This is a genomic window from Vibrio sp. 10N.239.311.G01 (assembly GCF_041465805.1).
In the GTDB taxonomy this organism is placed as follows: domain Bacteria; phylum Pseudomonadota; class Gammaproteobacteria; order Enterobacterales; family Vibrionaceae; genus Vibrio; species Vibrio crassostreae_C.
Genome location: NZ_JBFSRM010000020.1, coordinates 58,507 through 83,101, shown reverse-complemented (window position 1 = coordinate 83,101; position 24,595 = coordinate 58,507). Strand labels below are relative to the sequence as shown.

Annotated in this window: 17 protein-coding genes and 1 pseudogene; 9 read left to right on the top strand and 9 right to left on the bottom strand. The window is 45.2% G+C overall.

Annotated features, from left to right (window positions below; all coding sequences use genetic code 11):
• Positions 1 to 26: 26 nt before the first annotated feature.
• Complete coding sequence (locus AB6D06_RS15975) at positions 27 to 1,358, bottom strand: MFS transporter (protein ID WP_136974696.1); 1,332 nt, start codon at positions 1,356 to 1,358, stop codon at positions 27 to 29.
• Positions 1,359 to 1,675: 317 nt separating this feature from the next.
• On the opposite strand from AB6D06_RS15975, the gene kduD reads away from it, so the two are divergent.
• Both kduD and AB6D06_RS15965 read left to right on the top strand, forming a co-directional pair.
• Positions 1,676 to 2,437 (top strand): 2-dehydro-3-deoxy-D-gluconate 5-dehydrogenase KduD, encoded by a 762-nt coding sequence (gene kduD / locus AB6D06_RS15970; RefSeq protein WP_017067926.1) that lies wholly within the window; start codon positions 1,676 to 1,678, stop codon positions 2,435 to 2,437.
• Positions 2,438 to 2,490: 53 nt separating this feature from the next.
• On the top strand, positions 2,491 to 3,129 hold the full coding sequence (locus AB6D06_RS15965; protein ID WP_017059986.1) for an RpiB/LacA/LacB family sugar-phosphate isomerase: 639 nt from the start codon (positions 2,491 to 2,493) through the stop codon (positions 3,127 to 3,129).
• A gap of 122 nt (positions 3,130 to 3,251) precedes the next feature.
• Here the strand turns inward: AB6D06_RS15965 and AB6D06_RS15960 are convergent, their stop codons facing one another.
• Both AB6D06_RS15960 and AB6D06_RS15955 read right to left on the bottom strand, forming a co-directional pair.
• Complete coding sequence (locus AB6D06_RS15960; RefSeq protein ID WP_372110998.1) at positions 3,252 to 5,861, bottom strand: response regulator; 2,610 nt, start codon at positions 5,859 to 5,861, stop codon at positions 3,252 to 3,254.
• Positions 5,854 to 7,083, bottom strand: a complete 1,230-nt coding sequence (locus AB6D06_RS15955; protein ID WP_017064276.1) for an acyl-homoserine-lactone synthase — start codon at positions 7,081 to 7,083, stop codon at positions 5,854 to 5,856. The genes AB6D06_RS15960 and AB6D06_RS15955 overlap by 8 nt, the downstream gene beginning before the upstream one ends.
• 668 nt (positions 7,084 to 7,751) lie before the next feature.
• Between AB6D06_RS15955 and AB6D06_RS15950 the strand changes: the two genes are divergently transcribed.
• The gene (locus tag AB6D06_RS15950) at positions 7,752 to 8,144 is read left to right on the top strand and encodes a cystatin domain-containing protein (protein ID WP_017066034.1); all 393 of its coding nucleotides are present in this window, start codon (positions 7,752 to 7,754) and stop codon (positions 8,142 to 8,144) included.
• Positions 8,145 to 8,247: 103 nt separating this feature from the next.
• On the opposite strand, the gene AB6D06_RS15945 is transcribed toward AB6D06_RS15950, so the two are convergent.
• A complete protein-coding gene (locus AB6D06_RS15945) occupies positions 8,248 to 8,826 on the bottom strand; it encodes a hypothetical protein (protein WP_372110995.1) in 579 nt (192 codons plus the stop codon).
• 212 nt (positions 8,827 to 9,038) lie between these two features.
• Positions 9,039 to 10,637, bottom strand: coding sequence for an isocitrate lyase (locus tag AB6D06_RS15940; RefSeq protein WP_372059003.1), 1,599 nt, complete (start codon positions 10,635 to 10,637; stop codon positions 9,039 to 9,041).
• A 130-nt stretch (positions 10,638 to 10,767) separates the two neighbouring features.
• Between AB6D06_RS15940 and AB6D06_RS15935 the strand changes: the two genes are divergently transcribed.
• Both AB6D06_RS15935 and AB6D06_RS15930 read left to right on the top strand, forming a co-directional pair.
• The gene (locus AB6D06_RS15935) at positions 10,768 to 11,721 is read left to right on the top strand and encodes a LysR family transcriptional regulator (RefSeq protein ID WP_009845781.1); all 954 of its coding nucleotides are present in this window, start codon (positions 10,768 to 10,770) and stop codon (positions 11,719 to 11,721) included.
• A 155-nt stretch (positions 11,722 to 11,876) separates the two neighbouring features.
• Positions 11,877 to 14,060 (top strand): malate synthase G, encoded by a 2,184-nt coding sequence (locus AB6D06_RS15930; protein ID WP_065583554.1) that lies wholly within the window; start codon positions 11,877 to 11,879, stop codon positions 14,058 to 14,060.
• Positions 14,061 to 14,270: 210 nt separating this feature from the next.
• On the opposite strand, the gene AB6D06_RS15925 is transcribed toward AB6D06_RS15930, so the two are convergent.
• Positions 14,271 to 15,698: an NAD-dependent succinate-semialdehyde dehydrogenase gene (locus tag AB6D06_RS15925; protein WP_372110991.1), complete on the bottom strand. Its 1,428-nt coding sequence runs from the start codon at positions 15,696 to 15,698 to the stop codon at positions 14,271 to 14,273.
• 188 nt (positions 15,699 to 15,886) lie between these two features.
• Positions 15,887 to 16,675, bottom strand: coding sequence for an IclR family transcriptional regulator (locus tag AB6D06_RS15920; protein WP_004731927.1), 789 nt, complete (start codon positions 16,673 to 16,675; stop codon positions 15,887 to 15,889).
• A gap of 153 nt (positions 16,676 to 16,828) precedes the next feature.
• Here AB6D06_RS15920 and pta point away from each other — a divergent pair, with 153 nt between their 5' ends.
• Positions 16,829 to 17,902 (top strand): phosphate acetyltransferase, encoded by a 1,074-nt coding sequence (pta, locus tag AB6D06_RS15915; protein ID WP_372110987.1) that lies wholly within the window; start codon positions 16,829 to 16,831, stop codon positions 17,900 to 17,902.
• Between the two features lie 73 nt (positions 17,903 to 17,975).
• Complete coding sequence (locus AB6D06_RS15910; protein WP_372110984.1) at positions 17,976 to 18,743, top strand: TSUP family transporter; 768 nt, start codon at positions 17,976 to 17,978, stop codon at positions 18,741 to 18,743.
• Between the two features lie 51 nt (positions 18,744 to 18,794).
• On the opposite strand, the gene AB6D06_RS15905 is transcribed toward AB6D06_RS15910, so the two are convergent.
• Together AB6D06_RS15905 and AB6D06_RS15900 are read right to left on the bottom strand one after the other, a co-directional pair.
• A complete protein-coding gene (locus AB6D06_RS15905) occupies positions 18,795 to 20,516 on the bottom strand; it encodes a cobaltochelatase CobT-related protein (RefSeq protein ID WP_372110981.1) in 1,722 nt (573 codons plus the stop codon).
• A gap of 3 nt (positions 20,517 to 20,519) precedes the next feature.
• Positions 20,520 to 21,503, bottom strand: coding sequence for an AAA family ATPase (locus tag AB6D06_RS15900; protein ID WP_372110978.1), 984 nt, complete (start codon positions 21,501 to 21,503; stop codon positions 20,520 to 20,522).
• A gap of 262 nt (positions 21,504 to 21,765) precedes the next feature.
• Between AB6D06_RS15900 and xsc the strand changes: the two genes are divergently transcribed.
• Together xsc and AB6D06_RS15890 are read left to right on the top strand one after the other, a co-directional pair.
• Entirely contained in the window at positions 21,766 to 23,577 is a 1,812-nt protein-coding gene (xsc, locus tag AB6D06_RS15895) for a sulfoacetaldehyde acetyltransferase (RefSeq protein WP_017057935.1), read from the top strand.
• A gap of 378 nt (positions 23,578 to 23,955) precedes the next feature.
• Positions 23,956 to 24,555, top strand: a pseudogene (locus tag AB6D06_RS15890) (FRG domain-containing protein); the annotation flags it as partial.
• Positions 24,556 to 24,595 lie beyond the last annotated feature (40 nt).

Genomic DNA, 24,595 nt, shown 5'->3' with positions numbered 1-24,595 from the left:
CTTGTCACTCGACATCAATCGATTGTTTAGAAAATCGCTTCTTTTCTGTTCTTGAAGTAGAACAGCGCGCTGATCAAAACGAACAGTAAGGTGAAGTAATAGAAAAAAGAAGACAGTGAGGCCAAGAAGGCAAGGTTCTGTTCTATTTCTTGTTCGGTGTAGCCCTGAGACACCAACTTATAGTAGTAAGCGTACAAGATACCGATCAGACCGTATCCGAGGTTAAACATCAAACCTTTGAAACTAAGAACGGTGGCTCTGTTGTGTGATTCGGTTTTTTTATTCAGGTGGTAGCTGATGAAAATGTTCATCGTCATGATGATAAAGATTAATACTAGTGCCGGAATGACTCCGTAAATCGACCAACCTAAACTGATCCAGTAATAAGTCGCCATGCTTGCCAATCCCATAACCACAATGAAGGTTTTAGCCTCCATACTCTCTGCTAATCTTCGGCTTTGTCCTGCCAATATAATCTTAAGCAAGCTGATACCCGCACCAATAAAACCAAAGTAGATAATTGGAATATCAATGGCCAGATAGTATTGGCTGTTCATGGTTAGGAACATGCGTGAGGTGTGTTCGAATAGGCTGTAGTAGAGCAAGATGAACAGCACGTAAGGCGTAGCGAATACCCATTTACCCGCATCGATCGTCAATTTAAGACTTGAGATGGTGGTTGCCAATTTGGTTTGGTCGCTTGGCATCACCTTTTTCTCTTCGCGCATATTAATCGCGGCATAGATGGCGATCATCGCTACAAATAGGGTGGCGAACACAGGAATACGCATCAGGTCTTTAGTGCTTTCTGGTTCGGCTAGTCCAAGGAAATGAAAGATGTTCGTCATAAAGTTCACGTCGTACATCGCCGCACCAATCAGCGTGACAAAGATACCGACCGTTGAGGCGACACGAAGCTGGATTTGCAGCACTCGCGGCCACAACTCTTCATTACCTTGTTCTTTTAAGGTGTCGTAAGCCAATGCCTCGTCGGCGCCGCTGGCCAGTGCCATCGCTAAGCCACTGAGAATCCGGTTAATCAGAAAGACTATGAACACCAAGTCGGGGTTTCCGGTTGGCACTAAGGCGATCATTGCGATCTCAACAAACATCACAATCGAAGACAGCACCACCAGTTTCTTGCGGCCTAAGGTATCGGCGAATGCACCCGACGGTACTTCAGCAAGCACAATGGTGGCCGCCCAAACTACATTGAGCATCGCGAATTGAGACAGGGTTAACCCGTAATCTAAATAAAGTAGTGTGAATATAGGGTAGTAAAAACGCGCAAAGTAGCTGCTTCTAAACATCAAGAAGTAGCGGACATTGGGAATTTTAAGGATCTCTTTGAGCGTCATGATAATTTCAGTAATTTAGATAACACATTATTATGTATAACCCTTTTACTCTTTTAAATCATGGAATTGTTGCCAAATCCCTAAAATATCTGGTTTGGGTGATCTTCGAACTCATTGTTCATAGTGGGTTATAGGTTTCTCGTCTTCAAATCACTTTCCCCTATTCATTTAGTTTGTGGTGCCGTTTCACTTGTTCGACTGATTTTGGTGCAAGATCGAACTTCTACAACGTCGCTCTCGTATTTACATCTTATTGTATGATTTAATTATTGGTAATAACGATACGCAATGAATCCAATGTAATTGAGGAAGCGAGCATGATCTTAGAGTCATTCAGTCTGGAAGGTAAAGTAGCGATAGTGACGGGCTGTAACACGGGGCTTGGGCAAGGTATTGCATTAGGCCTAGCGGAAGCCGGTTGTAAGGTTGTCGGTGTTAACCGAACAGAGCCTGAAGAGACTATTGAGAAAATGAGTGCAGCAGGTCATTCGTTCCTAAACGTGAGTGCTGATCTTCTCGAGCAAGCGTGCATTCCAGGGGTTATAGAGCGCACTTTGGCTGAGTTTGGCCAAGTCGACATTCTCGTGAACAATGCAGGAATTATTCGCCGCCAAGATGCTATTGAGTTCTCAGAGCAAGATTGGGATGACGTAATGAACGTGAACACCAAGACGGTGTTCTTTATGTCTCAGGCTGTTGCAAAGCAATTTAAGGCTCAAGGTACTGGCGGAAAGATCATTAACATTGCATCGATGCTCTCATTCCAAGGTGGCATTCGAGTTCCTTCCTATACGGCTTCAAAAAGCGCTGTGATGGGAGTGACACGTGCTATGGCGAACGAATGGGCGCGCGACAATATCAATGTGAATGCGATAGCACCCGGTTATATGGAAACGAACAATACTCAAGCTCTGCGTGAAGATGCTGAGCGCAATCAAGCGATTCTTGAGCGTATTCCGGCTGAGCGTTGGGGTAAACCGCAAGATATCGCAGGTCCTTGTGTGTTCTTAGCATCATCAGCATCGGATTACATTAATGGCTATACCATTGCTGTTGACGGTGGTTGGTTAGCACGCTAGTTGGTTTTTTATTCTAAATTTTGAGTTTGCAGCAATCTTGCAGGAGAAGATAAATGAAAATCGCTTTAATGATGGAAAACAGTCAGGCAGGTAAAAATGCCATGGTTGCAGCTGAGCTAGAGTCAGTGGCGGGTGGCATTGGTCACGATGTTTTCAACTTAGGTATGACCGACGAGAATGATCACCACTTAACGTATATCCACTTAGGTATCATGGCCAGTATTCTGATCAACTCAAAGGCTGTGGACTTTGTTGTGACGGGATGTGGAACAGGGCAAGGTGCTTTGATGTCACTGAACCTGCACCCGGGTGTGGTTTGTGGTTACTGCCTAGAGCCATCAGATGCTTTCTTGTTTAACCAAATCAACAACGGCAATGCTCTCGCTCTCGCTTTTGCTAAAGGCTTTGGCTGGGCAGGTGAACTCAACATTCGTTATATCTTTGAAAAAGCGTTCACAGGCGAGCGTGGTAATGGGTATCCACTAGAACGTGCAGAACCACAGCAACGTAATGCAGCAATTTTGAATGAAGTGAAAGCGGCGGTGGTAAAAGATAATTTTATTGATTCTCTGAGAGCTATCGACCAAGATCTAGTGAAAACAGCGGTTGGCAGCGAGCGTTTCCAACAATGCTTCTTTGAGCATTGCCAAAACCAAGAAATCGCTGATTATGTTCGTTCACTTTTAGATTAATTAGAGCGTTTAGTTCTGATAGAGCCAGCCTTGTTCGGCTGGCTTTTTGATGAATAATTAAAGCAATGTAATGAGACAAACAGTAATCAACTGGCTAAATTGCGATTCGTGTTTTCCTGCATCTACTCTTCATCTTCGGTTTCTTTGGAAGCATTTGAGGCACAGCCTTTCTCTAGCCAGTTATCGAGCACGCGTTGCAGTGCCTTCAAAGAGGTTGGCTTCTCTAGGCGACCATCCATCAGTTTGCTGATCATATCTAACTCGTGTTGTCCTGATTCGCCAGATAAAGCAATGATTGGCGTTTGAGGAGAGCGTGCCTTGATGATTTGGCTTGCGTCAAAACCATTCATTATCGGCATTTGTACGTCCATTAAGATCAAATCGACCTTGTGTGTTTTGAACAGCTCGACGGCATTCTCGCCGTTTTTAGCTTGTAAGCTATTTACGCCAAGTCGACTCAGGTACATCTGAACAAGCGTGCGTTGCACTTCTTTATCATCGACGATAAGCACGGTTGGAGCCAAATGGTTCTCTGGGGTTAGCGTACTTGTTGGCTCTGAACTTTGCGTTTCCGCTTGGTTATCTGGCTTAACTTCTGCGTTGGGTTTGTTTTCAGTTGTGGTTTGATTACTTTTCCAATCATTGAAGTAAGGCGTACGAAGTGCGTCTGCTTTGGGTGCATTGGGTACTACCGGGAAGTACAGGTGGAACTCAGTAAACTCCCCAAGTTTAGAGTGGCACTCAACTCGGCCGCCAAATGAACGCATCACACGTTGGCAATAGCCAAGCCCTAGGCCGCTACCACCGCTTTTTTGGTAAGAGAAGAAGTCATCAAAGATCTTATGTGCAATGGCTTCGTCAATGCCAGGGCCGGTATCTCGGAATATCAGAACGTTCTCGTAAGGCCCTGTGTTGGTGCTGATCTCAATTTGGCTTTCTGGATAAGAATCAAAGTAATAGATTGCATTACGTATCAGGTTGAAAATAACGAAATTGAATAAGGTTTCATTGAGCTTTGCTACAAAATCAGCGTGTTGTGGTAAACGAATGCGTTCAATGATCTTTTCATTCTCAAAACCATAGTGGCTTACGGCTTGATCTACGGCTTTGTGGATAGAGGTCATGGCCACAGGGCCGTGTTCAGGCGTACTGTCACTGACTTCGCGCAGGATGATATCAATCAGTTGTCGCCCGCGTTGAATCGCCGCTTGGCCATTCTCAATATCCTTTAGGATTTGTTTAGCTGGGGCTTGGTTATCAATGTGCTGTTTTAACACCTCAAAATGCAGCTGCACTTGAGCCAGCGGGTTACGCATTTCGTGTGCGATAGAATTAGCAAGCGCGCGACTTTGGCGAATGCGTCTATCGGCTTCAATGGTGCTTTGTACACGAGTTAACAAGGTTTGCAGTGCAGAGATCTCTTCGTTAGAGAACATCTTATCGTTGCTCTTATGTGATGAGACCAATAAGTGCGTGACCGATTTCCCCTGACCAAATAAAGGCATCACCAAAGCGGTGTCGTTTGAGCTCATCTTGTCATATAGGGCTTTTATCGAGCGCTTGGCTGGTGCGGTGTAATCAAGCTCCTGAGACAGCTCATCGAACACTAAAACGGACTTGTTGGTAGACAGGTAATCTTCGTAGAAGGTTTCGTTGTAGTTGCTGTTCACCAGACGCAACTTGTCTTCGGGAATCTGCAATAGGCTACCTAATCGACGCATTGCATCATCAATCGACAGCTTGAAATCCTCTTCTAGCGCGAGGATCTGTTGTACTGGCGTTTTCTTGTTTCCGTAGACAAAGAACGAGGCGTAGTGGCTTACGCGCTTGTAGAGAACATGCCACGTGATGCCGATAATCGCGCAGATTGGGATAGCAACAAGCCATTGACTGTCGTCTGTCAGCGGGATAAATATCGCGCCAAAAGGGATCACCAAAATAGCACAAACCAACATCGCATTTAGGCTCATGTACGCCAGGTATTTCACGCTGTAGAAGCGCGAGGTCAGCAGGGCATAGCCAACGAACAACATTTCACTTATCGACAAAGCTGGTGGCAGCCAAGTGAGCGAGAAATCACGCAAGAAGTAGGTCATGCCTAGGTGGATCGTCGCAGTAGACAGCATGAAGACTAAAATGCCGGCGATCATATAGTTGGTTTTGGCTAAAGTTAGCTTGCTGCTGTTGGCGCGCATGGCCACCAGGTTGAGTAGTGTTAGCACTACAAAGCTAATCATCCCAATAAAGAAGTACGGCGTATGCGGGCCAAACTCAATCACGAACTGGCTTGGGCCTGCAATGGTGACGTGTTCAACGGTTAACCCCGGACTTAAATTGATAAAGAAGGAGTAGACGGTCAGGGTGACGAAAATGGCTTGCTGCCACACATGAACCTTACCATTACGTTGTTCAGCGGCGAGTTTGCACGAGAAGTAATAGGCAAAGGCAAACGCAAAGAACGAGGCGAGGTTGGCAAACTTTGCGGCGAACACGGCGGCCGAGGCCCCAAGTTCCGGTAATAAGTCGGTATGGAAATAAGCGTTACTGCTGATCCACGCAACAATGCAGATCGAATACGCGATGTAAGGGGCATGGTGTGTCCCTGCGATCACTTCGTTCTTCTGTTTCAGGCGATAGCAGTAATAGAACAACCACATGACAACCACAGCCACGGTTGCAAGCAGTGTGATTGCTTTTGCATAGATGATCGCCTCTAGGCCGAAATCAAACATGTTCATCCTTTTTCACCGAGCTAGTTTTTCCTGCCGAGCGCGACTTTTCTAATGACTTTCTGCTTTCTCGCACTGCGCGTTTGTAGCTTCGAAAATCGACATTATTGAACGCTTTTACCATCATCTCAAAATTCCAGAATCCACGATAAATTGTCGTGCCATCGTCATTTAATTCGCAATATCCAGAATGGAAGTATGCATTGGAATCAATGGTTTGATAAAACTGAAGCATGAAAGGTTGCTCGATAATAGTGAAGCCAATCTTATAGCCTATTTGGTGTAACACACTCATCAGCTCTTTTTGAGAAAGGTAGAGGAAATAGAGCTTTTGTTGGGTATTGCCACTGACTGTCAGACGTAACACCTCACACAGGGCATCTTTGTCGGACAATTGTAACTGGAATTGTTGGTCAAATTCTGGGAGAGAGTAACATTTTGACAGTGTAGGCGGTGTGAAAAGTTGTAACCCTGCGAGTTCATCGTAGCCGTAATTGGGTAAACAGTATTGCCATTGCTCATTGCTGAACGGCGGTGCGTAACTTAGCCAAGTGTCATTCTTAGACCAGTCTTGAATCAGCGCAGAGGAAACCAGTGTTGGAAAGGCTTCATCGACTGGATGCTTGAGCAGAATAAAATGCTTACCTGCCTGAGAAAGGTGTAATAAAGGCAGCATCTCAAACCATTTCTCGCCCTTGATGAACACCTCGAGATTGCTTAAAGCAATGGCATCGCTGATTGGCATTCCTTGTGGGTGACTCGGTGTTTGTACCAAAAGTGGCTCATGTTCTATCTGTTCGATGATCGCACCGTAATAAGCACTGTCATTGATAGGGAGGTCGACATGAGAAATGGAGCTTGGATTTAATGGAGATTTTGCTTTGATCGCAGCAATTTCACACTCACACCAGAAATCTAGCCAATGCATATAGCACTGCCCTACAGCCTGCTCTAGAAGAGCAATCTCTGCAGATAGTGTATTTGGATAGCGCAGAATCAGATCGCGGTAGTCCATCACCTCAAACAATACAGAGTAGCTTTTGTTTTGATGCTCTGGGAAAAGCAATTCTAATTGGCTTCTACGATATTCAGTCACGCTTTGAAAAAGCTCAGTGCGCTCATGTGGCTGATAAGTGCTGATGACGAGCTCTATCAGCGCTCGCTGTTTTATTTCGATAGACAGACTGCTAGCCAACAGTGAGCCTAAAGACGACGTTAATTTCATGTTTAACCTAGCCTAGGTTTATATAATTATTTTTATTTGATCTGCACTATCTATAGGACACTGATTTTAGGTATGTGTTTGAAGTTACGTTACTTTGAGAGAGCTAATCGTAACTTTACTTGTGTCCATGTTGTGAGAAGTAAGTTGCATAATCGGGTGAGATTTTACTACTTGCACCCACCCTTAACAATAAAGATTTTCCATATTTGAATGAATTCACAGATGAACAAAGTACATTATTATCAACAACTTGTAGGGCTGGATCACAGTTTTAAAATCAGACATGATTAAGCCGAGCATAAACTTTTGAATTTATAAAATAATCTCAAATATCTATTTTTTGAACCAATATCATAATCCAAATCAACATGAGCTCATCTTATTAATTACAGCGTGAATGTATTTGGTGTGAGGTATGTAATTATCTGATTAATTATGTCTGTATTATTACTCGCTTATTCTCTCGCTACTCATTTTAATGATTTAAATATCAGGTGGATAAAAGCAGAGCTCCAGTGCTCGGCTTGTTTTCCTGACAATCTCCTGTGTTTATAGAGTAGTTACACCATAATCTCTGATGAAGTGATGACATTCGAGGTTTAAGCTTGCCTGCATATGAAACATTATTGCGAGTAATCCCTCGTAAATGATTGAGGTAGAGAGAATTTATGAAGAACGTACGATTAACATCATTACTTGGAACAGCAACCTTGTTTAGTGTCGTGGCGTTAGCTGGGTGTAGTCAGAAATCAGAGGTACCAACTCAACCGCAAGAGAATGCGAACCCTATCTGCAGTACTAAAAACCTGACGGGTGGTTGGTCGCAAAGTGAGATTACACCAGAAGCTAAGCAAGCTTTAAACGCAGTTCTTGGTCAAATGAACACTTCAGCTGAGCTCAAGCAGATCCTGAGTGTGCGAACTCAGGTTGTCGCGGGTTTGAATTACGCTATTGAGTTTGAAATGGATAATGGTGAAGTGTGGAACACCATCGTTTACCGTTCTCTACAAGGTGACATCGAAATGACGCAACCTGCACAGAAAGGTCTTCTGTGCTCATAATCTAGATGCGTCTGTATCTTGTGAGATAGGCTTATAGCAAATAAAAATGGCTCCGTATTGGGAGCCATTTTTGTTTTTAAGAAGACTGATTTGTTGAACGTTTTCAGTCGGCCAACTCGGGCTCAGCTAACTCCTGAACACAAGCACGGCTGATGTCTTCATCAATGTAGGCCATACCGAGTTTATTGAGGTAGTCCATGCGATCAGCAGTGCGAAGCTCGATGTCGGGGCCTGCAATGTTATTGGCTTGATAAATTTCAGTGAGGTGAGACACGAATTGCTCGCCCACACTCATCATCAATAGACTCATTGCTCCTACGTCCGGTCTTACTTTGGCACGTTGCTTTTCAGATAAGTTTACCGCTAATACGATAGGCTGTTCTTCACCTTCGAAGCGAACGCCTCGCTCACGAACGGTTTGTTGAGCCCAGTAATATGCCAGTTCTTTGCTCTGGGTGAGAAACACTGGCTCAACCGATTCGGTGTAGTTGTTGCCGATGGTCGCCATAGTTTTTGAAGCTGCTTCGTTGAGCGCTTTGTCTCCAGAACGTTTTAAACCTTGGCCTTGAATAGAAGCCAATAAAGCGGAAGATGTGCCGTGATACCAAGTATCACCCGTCGCGAAACCATTCTCTGATAACAGTGTTTTTGCATCTTGTAGGTGTGTAGGTATTGAAGTCATAGGCACTCTCAAAAAATAAGAATCTTAACAAATAGGAATCTGAACAAATACGTATACAGTTAGCTTAAACAGAAGTTGTTCGGTTAACCGTGGTGTGGAACACAAATCTGAGGCTTTGAGATAAAGCTGGCAGTACAAGCTTTATCTCAAAGCCTTCCCCCGGATCTTACCTAAGTAAGAGAGAAGGACGGGGGAGGCTTTAGCGTTAGCGATTAATCAAATTGGTTCGATGTATTCGCTTCACCTGCAGCTTTTAGTGCGTTCTCACCAGCAAAGTACTCTTTGTGGTCATCACCCATGTCAGAACCAGACATGTTTTGGTGTTTAACACATGCGATGCCTTGGCGGATTTCTTTACGCTGAACATTCGCAACGTAACCTAACATGCCTTGGTCGCCGAAGTACTCTTTCGCTAGGTTGTCAGTAGACAGCGCAGCAGTGTGGTAAGTCGGTAGCGTAATCAAGTGGTGGAAAATACCCGCTTCACGTGATGCGTCTGCTTGGAATGTACGGATCTTCTCGTCAGCGCTTGCAGACAGTTCAGTTTCATCGTATTCCGCGCTCATTAGGCTTGCACGGTCGTAAGCTGAAACATCTTTACCTTCTGCTACCATCGCATCGTATGCTTGTTGGCGGAAGTTTAGCGTCCAGTTGAATGATGGAGAGTTGTTGTAAACCAGCTTCGCATTAGGGTGAACTTCACGTACGCCGTCCATCATCTCTTTGATTTGACCGATGTGTGGCTTCTCAGTCTCAATCCATAGTAGGTCAGCACCCGCGTTGATTGCTTCAATACAGTCGAATACACAACGGTCTTCACCAGTACCTTGGCGGAATTGGTATAAGCCTGAAGGTAGACGCTTAGGTCGAACTAGCTTGCCGTCACGGTTAAAGCAAACGTCGCCTTCTGCCATATCTGCAACATCGATCTCTTCAACATCTAGGTATGAGTTGTAGATATCACCTTGGTCGCCCGGCTCTTTCACTACTGCGATTTCTTTTGTTAGGCCAGCACCTTGAGAATCGGTACGAGCAACAATAACGCCGTTGTCGATGCCTAGTTCAAGGAAAGCGTAACGAAGTGCGCGAAGTTTTGCGTGGAAGTCAGCGTGTGGAACCGTTACTTTGCCGTCTTGGTGACCACATTGCTTCTCATCGGCAACTTGGTTTTCAATTTGTAGACAACATGCGCCTGCTTCAATCATCTGCTTAGCCATTAGGTAGGTCGCTTCTGCGTTACCAAAACCTGCATCGATATCGGCGATGATTGGCACCACGTGTGTTACGTGATTGTCGATTTTGTCTTGGATAAGGTCTTGTTGGTTAACGTCGCCCGCTTCACGTGCAGCGTCTAGCTCACGGAATAAACCACCCAGTTCACGTGCATCAGCTTGGCGCAGGAATGTGTATAGTTCTTCTACTAGGCCTGCAACCGATGTTTTCTCATGCATAGATTGGTCTGGAAGTGGACCAAAGTCTGAGCGAAGTGCTGCAACCATCCAGCCTGATAGGTATAGGTAGCGTCGGTCTGTCTTGCCATCAAAGTGCTTCTTAATAGAAATCAACTTTTGTTGGCCGATAAAACCATGCCAGCAGCCTAAAGACTGAGTGTATTGAGAACTGTCTTTATCGTAAGCCTCCATATCCGCACGCATGATATCTGCCGTGTATTGCGCGATATCTAGACCTGTTTTGAATTTGTTTTGAGCTCGCATACGAGCAGCAGATTCAGCATTGATTGCATCCCATGGAGCACCTGCAGCGCTTTTTGCAACTTCTATCATTTCGATATCTTGTGTAATTTGCGACATAACTATTCCTTAGTTTCACGTGGGGTATGGTTGCCAAATTGGCTTGGATTAAAACTTTGCTATGGACAAAGAATAACCACGCATGTGATAATTTTGTTAATTTATAGTTATTATATTCGGTATTTTTCTTATGAATATTGCTCGTATAGACCTTAATTTGCTTGTGTATTTAGACATGTTGCTACGTGAAAGAAACGTTACACGAGCAGCAAATCAATTGGGTATTACTCAACCAGCCATGAGTAATGGCCTTCGCCGATTGCGTGATCTGTTTGAAGACCCGCTATTAGTGAGAACAAGTGAAGGGATGATACCGACCGAACGCGCGCACAAGTTGCAGCCACTGATTCGAAACATCTTGGCGAATGTAGAGAAGACACTGCAGCCGACCACAGAGTTTAATGCAGAAGACAGTGAACGCGTGTTTCGTATCATGGCGAGTGACTATGCAGAGTCGACCATTATTCAGCCGCTATTAAAAAAACTGAGCGAGATAGCACCGAAAATACGACTGGATATAATGACGCCAAGTGATGTGAGCTATCAGGATGTAGAGCAAGGTACCGTTGATATAATTATCAACCGATTTGACGATATTCCTCAGTCGTTTCACCAGATGAGCCTTTGGCACGACGGGTTTTCTTGTCTATTTAGTTGTGACAACCCGATAGCCGACAATTTCGATATTTTGTCTTATTTAAAGGCGCAACATATTTGGGTAAGTAAGACTGGTATGGGAACGGGAGTCGGGATAAACCCAAGCGAAGCACAAAAGCTTGGTTGGATAGATGAAGCACTAATGCGCATTGGTAAAACCCGTAACATCACGGTGTTTACGCGACACTACTTGTCGGCGATTCTCTTCGCACAACAGAAGAACCTGATCCTGACTATTCCTACCAAAGCCGCTCAACTGCAGCGCAATAACCCTAGATTGTTGATCAAGCCTGCGCCATTTGCGATTGAACCCTTTGAGGTGAAGATGGCGTGGAGTCCATTGTTACAAACCAATCCAGACCACCAGTGGATGCGTCGTTTGATTAAAAGTGTCGCTAACGAAATCGAGAGTGGAGTAACGGAATAACACAGTTTTTAGGGTATTTTTTATATGAATATCCAATATAACCGGCATAAATTAGCTAAATTCATGTCCGTTAAGTAAGTTTAAATCAGTAAAGTAAATTTGAGCTAGTCACGAAAATTTATTGAGTAGCCATCAATTAGTTTGAGAGAGATTTTATGAGCAGTCGTATTCAACAGGGAAGCTTGAACATTGATAGCACCCTCTACCAATTAATTAATGAGCAGGTGATTCCTGGAACAGGCATTGTCGCTGAAGACTTTTGGCAATCATTTGCAACCATCCTTGAAGATTTGGCTCCAAAAAATCGCGCATTGCTTATCAAGCGTGAAGATCTTCAACATCAAATTGACGTTTGGCACCAAGAGCGTGCTGGGCAAACGCTCGATCCTGTGGAGTACAAACAGTTCTTACAGCAGATCGGTTATTTGGTTCCTGAAGGCGATGACTTTCAAGTGACGACAGCGAGCGTAGAACCTGAGATCGCAACACAAGCAGGGCCGCAGCTTGTGGTGCCAATCATGAACGCACGCTTTGCACTTAACGCAGCCAATGCGCGTTGGGGCAGTCTATATGATGCGCTCTACGGAACGGACGTGATCAGTGAAAGTGATGGCGCGGAAAAGGGCGGAAGCTTTAACCCTGCTCGTGGCGCTAAAGTAGTGACTTATGCTCGTGAGTTCCTTGATGACGCAGCGCCATTAAACGGTGTCTCTCATAAAGACGTGACCAAATACAGCATCAGTAACGCTAGCATCGGCAATAAGCTCATAGCGACACTCGATAACGGCGAAGAAGTCACTCTCATTGATAGCGACCAGTTCATTGGCTATCAAGGTGACGCAAGTTCCCCTTCGTGCATTCTTCTTAAACACAATAATCTGCACATCGAAATTCAAATTGACCCAAGCGCACCGATTGGTAGCGTTGATGTGGCGGGTATTAAAGATGTGTTGGTCGAAGCTGCCCTAACAACCATTATGGATTGCGAAGACTCGGTTGCTGCAGTTGATGGTGAAGACAAAGCATTGGCTTACCGTAACTGGTTAGGCTTGATGAAAGGTGATCTGCAAGAATCACTAGAGAAAAACGGCAAAACTATTGTTCGTAACCTTAATCCCGATCGCCAATACACCAGCGTGACGGGTGGTGAGATTTCACTAAAAGGCCGCAGCATGTTGTTCATCCGTAATGTCGGCCACTTGATGACTAACCCTGCGATTATTGATGCCGAAGGTAATGAAGTGCCTGAAGGCATTATGGATGGCATGATCACTTCGTTAATTGCGATGCATGATTTAAAAGGCAACAGCGCGTACCAAAACTCGACTGCGAACAGTATCAACATCGTAAAACCTAAGATGCATGGCCCTGAAGAAGTCGCCTTTACTAATGAATTGTTTGGCCGTATTGAAGATGCATTAGGGCTAGATCGATTCACGATAAAAGTCGGCATCATGGACGAAGAGCGTCGTACTTCGGTTAACCTTAAAGAATGTATTCGTGCAGCTAAAGATCGTGTTGTGTTTATCAACACAGGTTTCTTAGACCGAACGGGTGATGAGATTCACACCAGTATGGAAGCGGGGCCTTTTGCTCCTAAAACACAGCTGAAAACCATGACTTGGATTGGCGCATACGAAGATCAAAACGTTGATCTTGGCTTAGCTTGTGGCCTGCAAGGTAAAGCCCAGATTGGTAAAGGTATGTGGCCAGAGCCGGATAATATGGCGAAGATGATGGACGCGAAAATCGGACATCCACAAGCGGGTGCCAATACCGCTTGGGTTCCTTCTCCAACCGCCGCGACTTTGCACGCGCTGCACTATCATAAGGTGAGTGTACCAAGCCGTCAGAAAGAGCTTCGTGAGCGAGTGAGAGCCAATGTCGATGATATTCTTACTATCCCGTTACTGGGCGATCAAAAACTTACCGCGCAAGATATTCAAAGTGAACTGGATAACAACACCCAAGGTATTTTGGGTTATGTGGTTCGTTGGATTGACCAAGGCGTTGGTTGTTCGAAGGTACCTGATATTAACGATGTAGGGTTAATGGAAGACCGAGCGACGCTGCGTATTTCAAGCCAGCATATTGCGAACTGGTTACGTCACGGCATTTGCGAGGAAGCTCAGGTAATGAAAACCATGAAGCGTATGGCCGCAGTGGTGGATGAGCAAAACGCTGGCGACCCGAGTTACCGTAACATGGCGCCTGATTTTGAAAACAGCATTGCATTTTCAGCGGCGTGTCAGTTGGTATTCGAAGGCTGTGCTCAGCCGAGCGGTTACACCGAGCCAGTGCTGCACGCGATGCGTCTAAAACTGAAAGCGCAGGGATAGTGAAGCAACCGAATAACAAAAACAGAGAATGTAAAATACTAAAAAAAGAAACCCCCTTTAACCGAGCCCAAGGTGCCGCGTTTTTATAGCGCGGCTTTTTTTTGATTCATTTTTGTGGTGGGAAGGGGGGAGAATGGGGCAGGTTAGTGCTCACTAAGACTTAATTATTTCCGAGCCCTAATCACTGCTAGAACTTAGTTACTACCAACCTTATTTTCCGCCAAAGCAAAGATACTTAATGTCCATGTACTCATCGATGCCTTCTTTCGCACCTTCACGGCCAATACCTGATTGTTTCACACCACCGAAAGGCGCGACTTCGGTTGAGATTAGACCATCATTAATGCCGACCATACCGTACTCAAGCGCTTCTGCAATGTTCCACACTCGGTGGATGTTCTGACTGTAGAAGTAAGACGCCAAACCATAAATCGTATCGTTGGCCATCTCGATAAGCTCTTCGTCCGTGTCGAATTTCATCACGGGCGCGACTGGGCCAAAGATCTCTTGTTGAACGATGTCCATGCTGTGTTTTACATCTTTAAGAACAACAGGTTGAATGAAAAGCCCATCAAGCTCTTGAGTTGGCGTCACAGGTGTCGCGCCTTGTTCTACCGCTCTGTCTATTAATGCTTGGATGTTGTTCTTCGCATTCTGACTGACAACAGGACCAATGGTGACACCCTCATCTAAACCGTTACCAATTTTAAGCTGTTGAACCGCTTGATCGAATTTAGCCACGAATTCATCGTATACTTTACTGTGAACGTAGAATCGGTTTGCACAGACACATGTTTGTCCCGCATTGCGGAATTTCGACGCCATTGCGCCTTGAACCGCCGCGTCGATGTCTGCATCGTCAAACACAATAAAAGGTGCGTTGCCACCGAGCTCCATTGAGGTGCGCTTGATGCCTTGTGCGGCTTGAGCCATCAAGATACTGCCCACTCGAGTCGAGCCTGTGAAAGAGATTTTTTTGATCAGTGGATGAGAAGTGAATAGGGTGCCAACTTGCTCAGGGCTTTCACCAAGAACGACTTGAAGTAGATCTTTCGGGATACCCGCTTGATAAGCCAGTTCAACCACAGCAAACGCAGAAAGCGGTGTTTCATCTGAAGGTTTTACGACAAAGCTACAACCAGCGGCTAGGGCAGGTGCTGCTTTACGAGTGATCATTGCAATAGGGAAGTTCCATGGCGTAATTGCACACGCGACTCCAATAGGCTGCTTGATGGTCACCAAGCGTTTGCCAGCGACTGTGCTAGGAATAGAATCACCATAAGTACGCTTGGCTTCTTCTGCGAACCACTCAATAAAGCTCGCGCCATACACGACTTCGCCTGTCGCTTCTGCTAACGGTTTACCCTGCTCAATCGTCATGATTCGAGCCAGATCTTCTTTGTTTTCAAGGATCAGTTGGTGCCAACGGTGCAGTGATGCAGCACGAGATTTAGCTGGAACCTTAGCCCACTCTTTCTGCGCAACATGAGCACGTTCAATCGCGTTTGCTAACTCTGCTTGTGATGAAATAGGTGCGTGTCCGACGAGTTCACCTGTCGCTGGATTTTTGACTGCAACTGCGTTGTTCGCTTCTGTCACCATAAAAGAGAGTAAGTGCTGGTTCTTAATGTTTAGCATCGTGATTCCTTTGTTGTGATTACTTTAGACGTGTTGCTTATATGCGGGTTGGCGAGTGTTCAAATGACTTCGACCAACCGTTGATTGGTCGAAGATAGTGGTCGTTAGCTCGTTAGCTCGTTAGCTCGTTAGTGCTTAAGTTGTTGCTTGCGAAGCGATAGCCACTCGAAGCGGTCTAAGAAAATGACCTATTGTTGACTCCAATTATCAGACTCTATTTTCGCTAGCGCTTTTGCGGCTTTCTGAAGAGCGGGTAGGTACTTTATCGCTTCATCAGGCTTGACTCGAATTACAGGCGCTTGTATCGCTAGGCCGAGGTTTGATTGACCCGTAGATGATGGGATCAGCACGGCGATACAGACTAAGCCCGGCAAAAACTCTTCGTCATCAATCGCAAAGCCTTGGATTTTAGCTTCTTCGATGTCTTTCTCTAACATCGAATAGTCTGTAATGGTGTTCACGGTGTATTGAGTCAGTGGCACATTTTCAATTAATCGTCTGCGCTGTGACTTAGACATGTGCGCCAAAAACAGTTTTCCGCTTGCTGAGCAATGCACCGGGACGCGAGAACCTGGGTGTAGATGAAAACGAAGGGGTGCTTCAGTTTCTGCGCGATCAAGATAGATGATCTCGCCACTTGATAGCGCCGTTAGGTTACAGCTTTCACCAACTTCTGCTCTCAGGTTTTCAAGAATGGTGCGTCGGGCACTGTGCATGGTGCTATTCAACAATAGATTTTCGGCAAGCTTTCTGAGTCGAATACCTGAGCTGTAGTGCTTCTCATCGCCGTCTCTTTGAATAATGCCTGCCGCTTCTAACTGCTGAAGCATTCGGTGCAGCGTAGGTTTTGGCAGTCCAGTTTCTTCGACTAATCCTTGAAGAGAAATAAACTCGTCTTTTTGCGCTATCACCTCTAATAGTGCAAAAAGTCGGAGAGTCGGTGTATCCCCTTGAACTGGTGGTGTTTCTGTTTGCATATAATGATCCATCCTTGCGATATGTCTATGCCTAAGAGTGTACATACCAAATCATTATTCTTCAATTATCTGAATAAAATTTGACCTTTTTTATTATTCCAATAATATAAATATAAATTATGGAACAATTAATCTCAATAAATGGAATTTAAGATGAAGGCGATTGGACGGATTATTGACAAGGCTCACTTAGATCGTAAGCGAGTGGTTTTGAGTGAAGCTGAGGACCCGCGAGTGCTAGCAGCCGCAAGAATGGCGATTGACAAACAGCTCGCTCACATCACCCTAGTAGGGGATGAACCAGCGATCATCGCTGCTGCAGAATTACATCACATTGATCTTGTAGGCATTCATATTGTTTCCCCACAGGCGTCATCACTCAAAGAAGTGCTCGCTGAGCGGTTGTATACGTTAAGAAAAGCGAAAGGTATGACTTACGATGACGCGCTAGAGTTGGTTCTAGACCCACTCGTTTTTGCCAATTTGATGGTCAGAGAGGGGCTGGTGGATGGCACAGTTAATGGTGCGGTTTATACCACGTCTGATGTCGTGCGAGCTGCGCTTCAGATTATCGGCCCCGCGCCAGACAGTGAATTGGTGTCCAGTTTCTTTCTGATGATGTTGTGTGAGCCTTTCCATAATCTTAAAGGCGGCATGATTTTCAGTGACTGTGGTTTGGTGATTAACCCCAATGAAACTGAGCTAGCATCGATTGCCGTAGCCGCATCAAACAGTGCTCAAACGCTATTGATGGAAGAACCTAAAGTCGCAATGCTGTCGTTTTCGACCAACGGCAGTGCCAAGCACGAATCGGTCGATAAGGTTCGTAATGCGGCTCAACTCGTGAAACAACGTTGTCCCGGAATCGCCGTCGATCAGGATGTTCAACTCGATGCTGCGATTGTGACTGAGATTGCCGCGAAAAAGCTGCCAGATTCAGAGGTGAAAGGTCAATCGAACGTGTTGATATTTCCCAATTTAGAAGCAGGTAATATTGGTTATAAGCTTGCGGAAAGGTTAGGCGGGGCAGTTGCGATTGGTCCACTGTTACAAGGGTTGAATCAACCTGCGAATGACTTATCAAGAGGGTGTAGCGCACAAGACATCTTTAATGTAATCGCGGTGACCGCGGTACAAGCGCAGCAAGGGAAAACAGCAAATTCAAAGACTGACGTGGCGGCTGATTCTGAAAAAAGAGATGAATCGACATTTGATTTTAGGTATTAACATCTCGCTCCTGAATCTAGCACTCAAATTCGCACTCATATCCAACCCCCAAACAACCAAATTAGGATAGCTAATGGAGTTACCTGTTTTACTCGCCATTCTTACCACTATTGCGGTGGGTACCTATTTTCAAACTGTCACCGGATTTGGCCTCGGTATCATCGTGATTGGTTTAACGGTTAGCCTTAATCTGGTTTCCTTACCCGTTATAGCCGCTGTGGTCAGTATTGTGACCTTGTTCAATTGCTTGGTCGCATTGATGGGTAAGCCACTGCTTGGGGAACTCAAGATTCTGGTGGTGTTGGTCATCGGTATTATTCCCGGCGTTTCGATGGGGGTGTACTTGCTGGACGAGTTAAGCGATTCGGCAACGCATATTCTCCGAGGACTATTGGGTGCGATGGTGCTATTCGCAGGTTTGAGTTTTATGTTCAAACCTAAAACCAGAAAGAACCGTTCGGCAACGGTAACTTTCTTGTTATCTGGTTTTAGTTCTGGGTTAGCGGGTGGGTTGTTTGGGATGGCAGGTCCACCGATTGTTTATCATCTCTATCGGCAACCTTTTTCTCTCGATCTGGTGCGAAGCACACTGCTGATGGTTTTCGCTTGTACGTCGATGTCCCGTACGGTCAATGTCTATGCGGCGGGCGACATGGAACAGAGCATATTGTGGTTATCCGCTATTGCTGTTCCTCTGGTGGCGCTTGTCACAATGTTTGCTCGGCGTTTCCCATCGCCGTTGTCTAATGATCAACTCAGAAAGCTGGTGTTTACGGTGTTAATGCTGATAGGCGGATATTTGATGGCTGTCTCTGCATGGTCGTTGTTTGGCTCCTCGTAAAACCATTCTCGACAAAGGAGGCTAGTGATTCGCTAGCCTAAGCTTCCCTGTTTAAACACGCTTTAGCATCTCAAATATGCTCCTAGATAGCCCAAACAAGCAGCTCTCTTGTACATCTAACGTGATGTTGCTGCGATAGTACGGGCTTAAATCGACGCCCATTCCCACGCCATGAATCTCAATACCGTTTTTGGTCGACTCACGTTCAATCACCTGTTTGAGATGGTTATCTAAATAGAACTGATCGTTGGCGGTACTGGTAGCGGTATCCATCGGGCAGCCGTCTGAGAACACAATCAAAACCTTTCGCTGGGCGGTGTGCTGCTGCAATCGATGACTCGCGAACTGAACCGCTTCGCCATCAATCCCTTCTTTAAAGATGTCGGCTTTACGAAGACTCGCAATGCCAAGTCGAGAACGTCTCCAATGGGTATCAAAATCCTTAAACACGATGTGCCGAACTTCGTTTAAGCGGCCCGGGTGCTTTGGTTGGCCTTGTTTAAGCCACTGCCGATAGACCTTGCCACCGTTCCAGTTATTGGTCGTAAAGCCAATAATCTCGAAAGGGATGTTGGCCAGTCCAACGGATTTGAGAATTGTATCAATCAGTAGGCTTAGCTTATGACTGTGCTTTTGCATTGAGCCAGAGCAGTCCATCAAAAATGTGATGGCACATTGATGAGATGTACCGATGTCAGGTTGATAAAAGACAGTGCTATCCAATGGCGCAGTGATGAGCTTGGTGATGGTAGTGGCGTTAACAATGCCTTCTTCTAAATGGTCCTGACGTCGGTTCCTTTGTAGCGTGGCGACAAAGCTAGTGAGCATAGCGGCCAAACGGCGAGTGTTTACTTGTCTCGCCATGATGTCATCGGTGAGTTTCTGTCTCAGTTCGAGTAATAGGGCGCGCCTGACGAGTTTGTCTGCCGCGATGACTTGATCCAATTCTGAATTAAAGACCTGATAATTTGCACCCGACAGCTCGAATACCTTGCTACTGCCTGTGATGTCGGTATCGACGTCTTCATCTTGAATGTCTCCATCAACAATCAAGGCAAGCTGCGCAAGGATCTTAATGTCTTCTTCGACTGTTGGTGTGGGCGAGTTATCGCTCTCTTGTTCTTGGGTTATTAACTCTTGTGCAAGGGCTGCAAGATCATTGGCGCTGTGTGCAAATGACTCTTGGTCGGTTCTATGCTGCTTTAAGCGCTTCAGGCTGTACCCGAAAGTAGGCACGATGCCGGCGCGAGTCGATTCAATGGTCTCAGCAATAGGCTCCGAAACTGGGACACCGGTTAAGCGGGTGTGGATGACTTGCATCAGTGTAAACAGCAACATGCCGATTCGTGATTCGGTGAAGCCATTCTGATGATATTGGTCGCTCCAATACGCAAAATTGAACTGAATACTGGTGGTTACACCTCTTAAATAAGATGGAATTTGCGATTCAATTCGTACCTGTTCGCAGAAATCATATAACAGACGTTCGACTTCGTTTTTCGGTCGTAATGAATAATGGAGGTCAGCGTCTGAAAGTAATAATCGCAGTGCCGATGAATCGATCTTGCCTTGCATCGATAGCTTGCTGTTTTTTAGCTCGTGGCGAGACACAAAGGTGAGATCGTTAGTATGCGCAGACTGATAATAGCAGGGGCTATTGCCTTTATAGAGACGTTCTCCCCGATAATTCAGACTCAACTCACCGCTGATCGCTCTGGCGACAGACACACCAATATCGAGGATCTTTTTCTGCTGGGAAGAAACATTGGCCATGGTTTACGACTCCGAGTGCGAATAGTTTTGAGTAGGCGTTTCCAAGGCTTCACCAAAGCAACGGAAATAGTATTCGCTAACCAGCTCTTTCTCTTCGTCTTCACAGCGATTTAAGAATGACAACCTAAATGCGGTGGCTACATCATCGAATATTTGGATGTTTTCAGCCCAAGTGAGCACCGTTCGCGGAGACATCACCGTTGAAAGGTCACCAGCCCTAAACCCGTTACGCGTTAATCCTGCGGTGGCGATCATTTTCTCGACCAGTTGTCGACCACTTTCATTATTCAGTTCCGGAAGCTTAGATAACACGATCTTGGTTTCATGTTGTGGGTCTAAATAGTTGAGCGTAGCGATGATGTTCCATCTATCTAACTGACTGTGGTTAAGCACTTGAGTACCCGAATACAAACCTGAAAAATTACCCAAGCCAAGCGTGTTGCACGTAGCAAACAGGCGGAAAGAAGGGTGGGGAGTGATCACGCGGTTTTGCTCGAGAGAAGTGTATTTGCCGTCTTGCTCTAAGAGTTGCTGAATCACAAACATCACATCAGGTCGACCCGCGTCGTATTCGTCCAATACCAATGCGATGGGTTGCTGGATACTTTGTGGAAGAATGCCTTCCTTAAACTCTGTTACTTGCATTCCGTCTCTAATGACGATGCTGTCTTTACCTATGAAATCCAAGCGACTTAAGTGTCCGTCTAGGTTGATCCTCAAACACGGCCAATTCAATCTTGCGGCAATTTGCTCAATGTGAGACGACTTACCCGTTCCGTGTGTGCCTTGTATCAATGTGCGACGATTGGAGGTGAACCCCGCCAATATAGCCAACGTCACTTCAGGATCAAAACAGTAATTTGGATCGACTTTAGGAACATATTCGCCCGCATGTTCAAATGCCATCACGGTTAGGTTGCTGTCGATCCCAAAGCGTTCTCTCATGCTTACTGGTTGCGTTGGTATCAATTCCGTCTCTTTCATCATATTTCTCTCTATATAGCTCATCACTTGTCGCTGCTATCGCGATATGACATCGATTATTAACAGCTCTTCTTAAGTTAATGGCACTTTTTGTACGAAAAACTACCAATAATGTGATCAAGTTTTATTAATTAGAATGAATTATTCCAATTTAATATAAAAAGTTGACGCGCAAAAATTCTACTACTAAGGTGAAGATGAATTCGAAAAAGAGACAATTCATTCCGAAAAATGAAATTTTGGTTAACTCAAGGAGAATGGAAGAATGAGCGAGCAAGAAAAACGTACGGTTGTTTCCGGCACAGTAACAATGACACCATCAGAAGCGTTCGTTGAAACTATGGTTGCTAATGATGTTACCGATATGTTCGGCATCATGGGGTCGGCATTTATGGACGCAATGGATATCTTTGCTCCTGCTGGCATTCGATTGGTCCCAGTAGTACACGAGCAAGGCGCTGCTCACATGGCAGATGGTTACTCTCGTGTATCGGGTCGCCATGGCGTGGTTATTGGGCAAAATGGCCCTGGTATTAGTAACTGTGTGACTGCGATTGCAGCGGCGTTCTGGGCACATAGCCCTGTCGTGATTGTGACGCCAGAGACAGGTACAAAAACAATGGGCTTAGGTGGTTTCCAAGAGTGTAACCAGCTTCCAATGTTCCAAGAGTTCACTAAGTATCAAGGACACGTAACGCACCCAGACCGTATGGCGGAATACACGGGTCGATGTTTTGACCGCGCGATGAGTGAAATGGGTCCAACTCAACTGAATATTCCACGTGACTACTTCTACGGCGAAACTCAAACTGAGATCCCTAAACCCGCGCGTTTAGACCGTGGTCCAGGTGGCGAGAAATCTCTAAATGAAGCGGCAGACCTGATTGCTGAAGCGAAATTCCCAGTCATAATTTCTGGTGGCGGCGTGGTAATGGCAGATGCAGTTCAAGAGTGTGCAGCGTTGGCGGAAAGACTGGGGGCACCCGTTGTGAACAGCTACCTGCACAATGACTCGTTCCCTGCTAGTCACCCATTATGGTGTGGTCCTTTAGGCTACCAAGGTTCGAAAGCAGCAATGAAGTTGATGGCTCAAGCGGATGTGGTTATCGCTTTGGGTACACGTCTTGGTCCATTTGGTACTTTGCCTCAACATGGCATGGACTACTGGCCGAAGAACGCGAAAATCATTCAGATTGATGCAGACAACAAGATGCTAGGTCTGGTTAAGAAGATTTCGGTTGGTATCTGTGGTGATGCGAAAGCAGCTGCGGTTGCTCTATCTGAAAGATTGGAAGGCCGTGCATTGTTGTGTGATGACAATAAAGGCGCTCGTCAAGACACGGTCGCAACAGAGAAAGCACTTTGGGAAAAAGAGCTTGATGAGTGGACACACGAACGTGACTCGTTCAGCTTGGATATGATTGAAGAAAACTCACACGAGACTCCGTTCTCTGGTGGTGAATACCTTCACCCGCGCCAAGTATTGCGTGAGCTAGAAAAAGCGATGCCAGAAGACGTAATGGTCTCAACCGATATCGGTAACATCAACTCGGTGGCAAACAGCTACTTACGCTTTGAAAAACCACGTAGTTTCTTTGCGGCAATGAGTTTTGGTAACTGTGGTTACGCGTTCCCGACCATCATTGGCGCGAAAGCAGCAGCACCTCATCGCCCAGCTATCTCTTATGCAGGCGACGGTGCGTGGGGCATGAGCCTGATGGAAACCATGACATGTGTTCGTCATAACATTCCAGTGACAGCCGTGGTATTCCACAACCGTCAATGGGGTGCAGAGAAGAAGAACCAAGTCGACTTCTACAACCGACGCTTTGTTGCCGGTGAGCTAGATAACCAAAGCTTTGCTGAAATCGCACGAGCAATGGGCGCTGAAGGTATCACGGTTGATAAGCTAGAAGATGTAGGTCCAACCTTGCAAAAAGCCATCGACATGCAGATGAACGAAGGCAAAACAACCATCATTGAAATCATGTGTACTCAGGAGTTGGGCGACCCGTTCCGCCGAGATGCGCTATCAACACCGGTTCGTTTCCTAGATAAATACAAAGATTACGTGTAAGTCATAGGAAATTTGTCCGGCCACAGAAATCTCGAGAGTGTTAGATAAAGTGCTATCGAGAATGTGGTCGGGCAATACCAACGGGTATTGGCAAAGGACTTAGGTGAAGAACGTAAACGCTTAGTTCAATAATTTCCAGTTAAACATTAGAACACTAATTAAATGTTCATTAGGAAAATAAATGGTTCTAGCTATATAAATTTTGTCACTCATTATTATTGTTCGATCCTTAACTAATGGATCCATAAATGGTCATCTTTGACGAAGATATATACCTATTATCATTTTTCAATAATTACAACTATACCAATTGAACAATTGATTAACGTGATTATTAATACTTTAACTTTACCGAATATAAATTAAATAACTTATTGTATGAATGTTGTGAAAAATAAACGTTATATAAGCTCACTCGAAGAGCTGTATGAAATAATCGATTCACTCATTGCTGAGTGTAGTGGACATCGTGATTTGATTTATAACGTGTGTGATTATGAAAATAATAACTTGATGCCGAGCTTAGGCCGATCAAATCGAAAGAATATTCGCCGTGTCGAACAAGAGCTTCTCTCGACCGTGAGAGTTTATGGTGGGCATTCGTTGAGTGCACACGAGATAAACGATTGGTTACTGATGTGTTTAGCCAAGAAACAGGGGTTTCCAACCCGTTTACTTGAATGGACAGATAACCTGATTAATGCGCTGTGGTCTGTATGTCATAGCCAAAGTAAAGACTGTATCAATATTATTAAAGCCATTGATTATCATAAAGTTAGTGTTTTCAACTCACCATGTGACCTCAATAGGACTCAGATATTCAATGTGGCTGATTGTGATCAGCAAGAGCAACGAAAAGATAAGTGGTATTCCATTCACCCATTTAAGGAAGGTGGCAATGATGCCATTCAGCCTTTGTACGATGAAAAAGAATATTCAAACGGTCTAGTATCCGTTCATATTCTTCCATCAGTGAAAGGCTTTGTTGCGTAATTAAATTTAAAGATAGAACAACCCC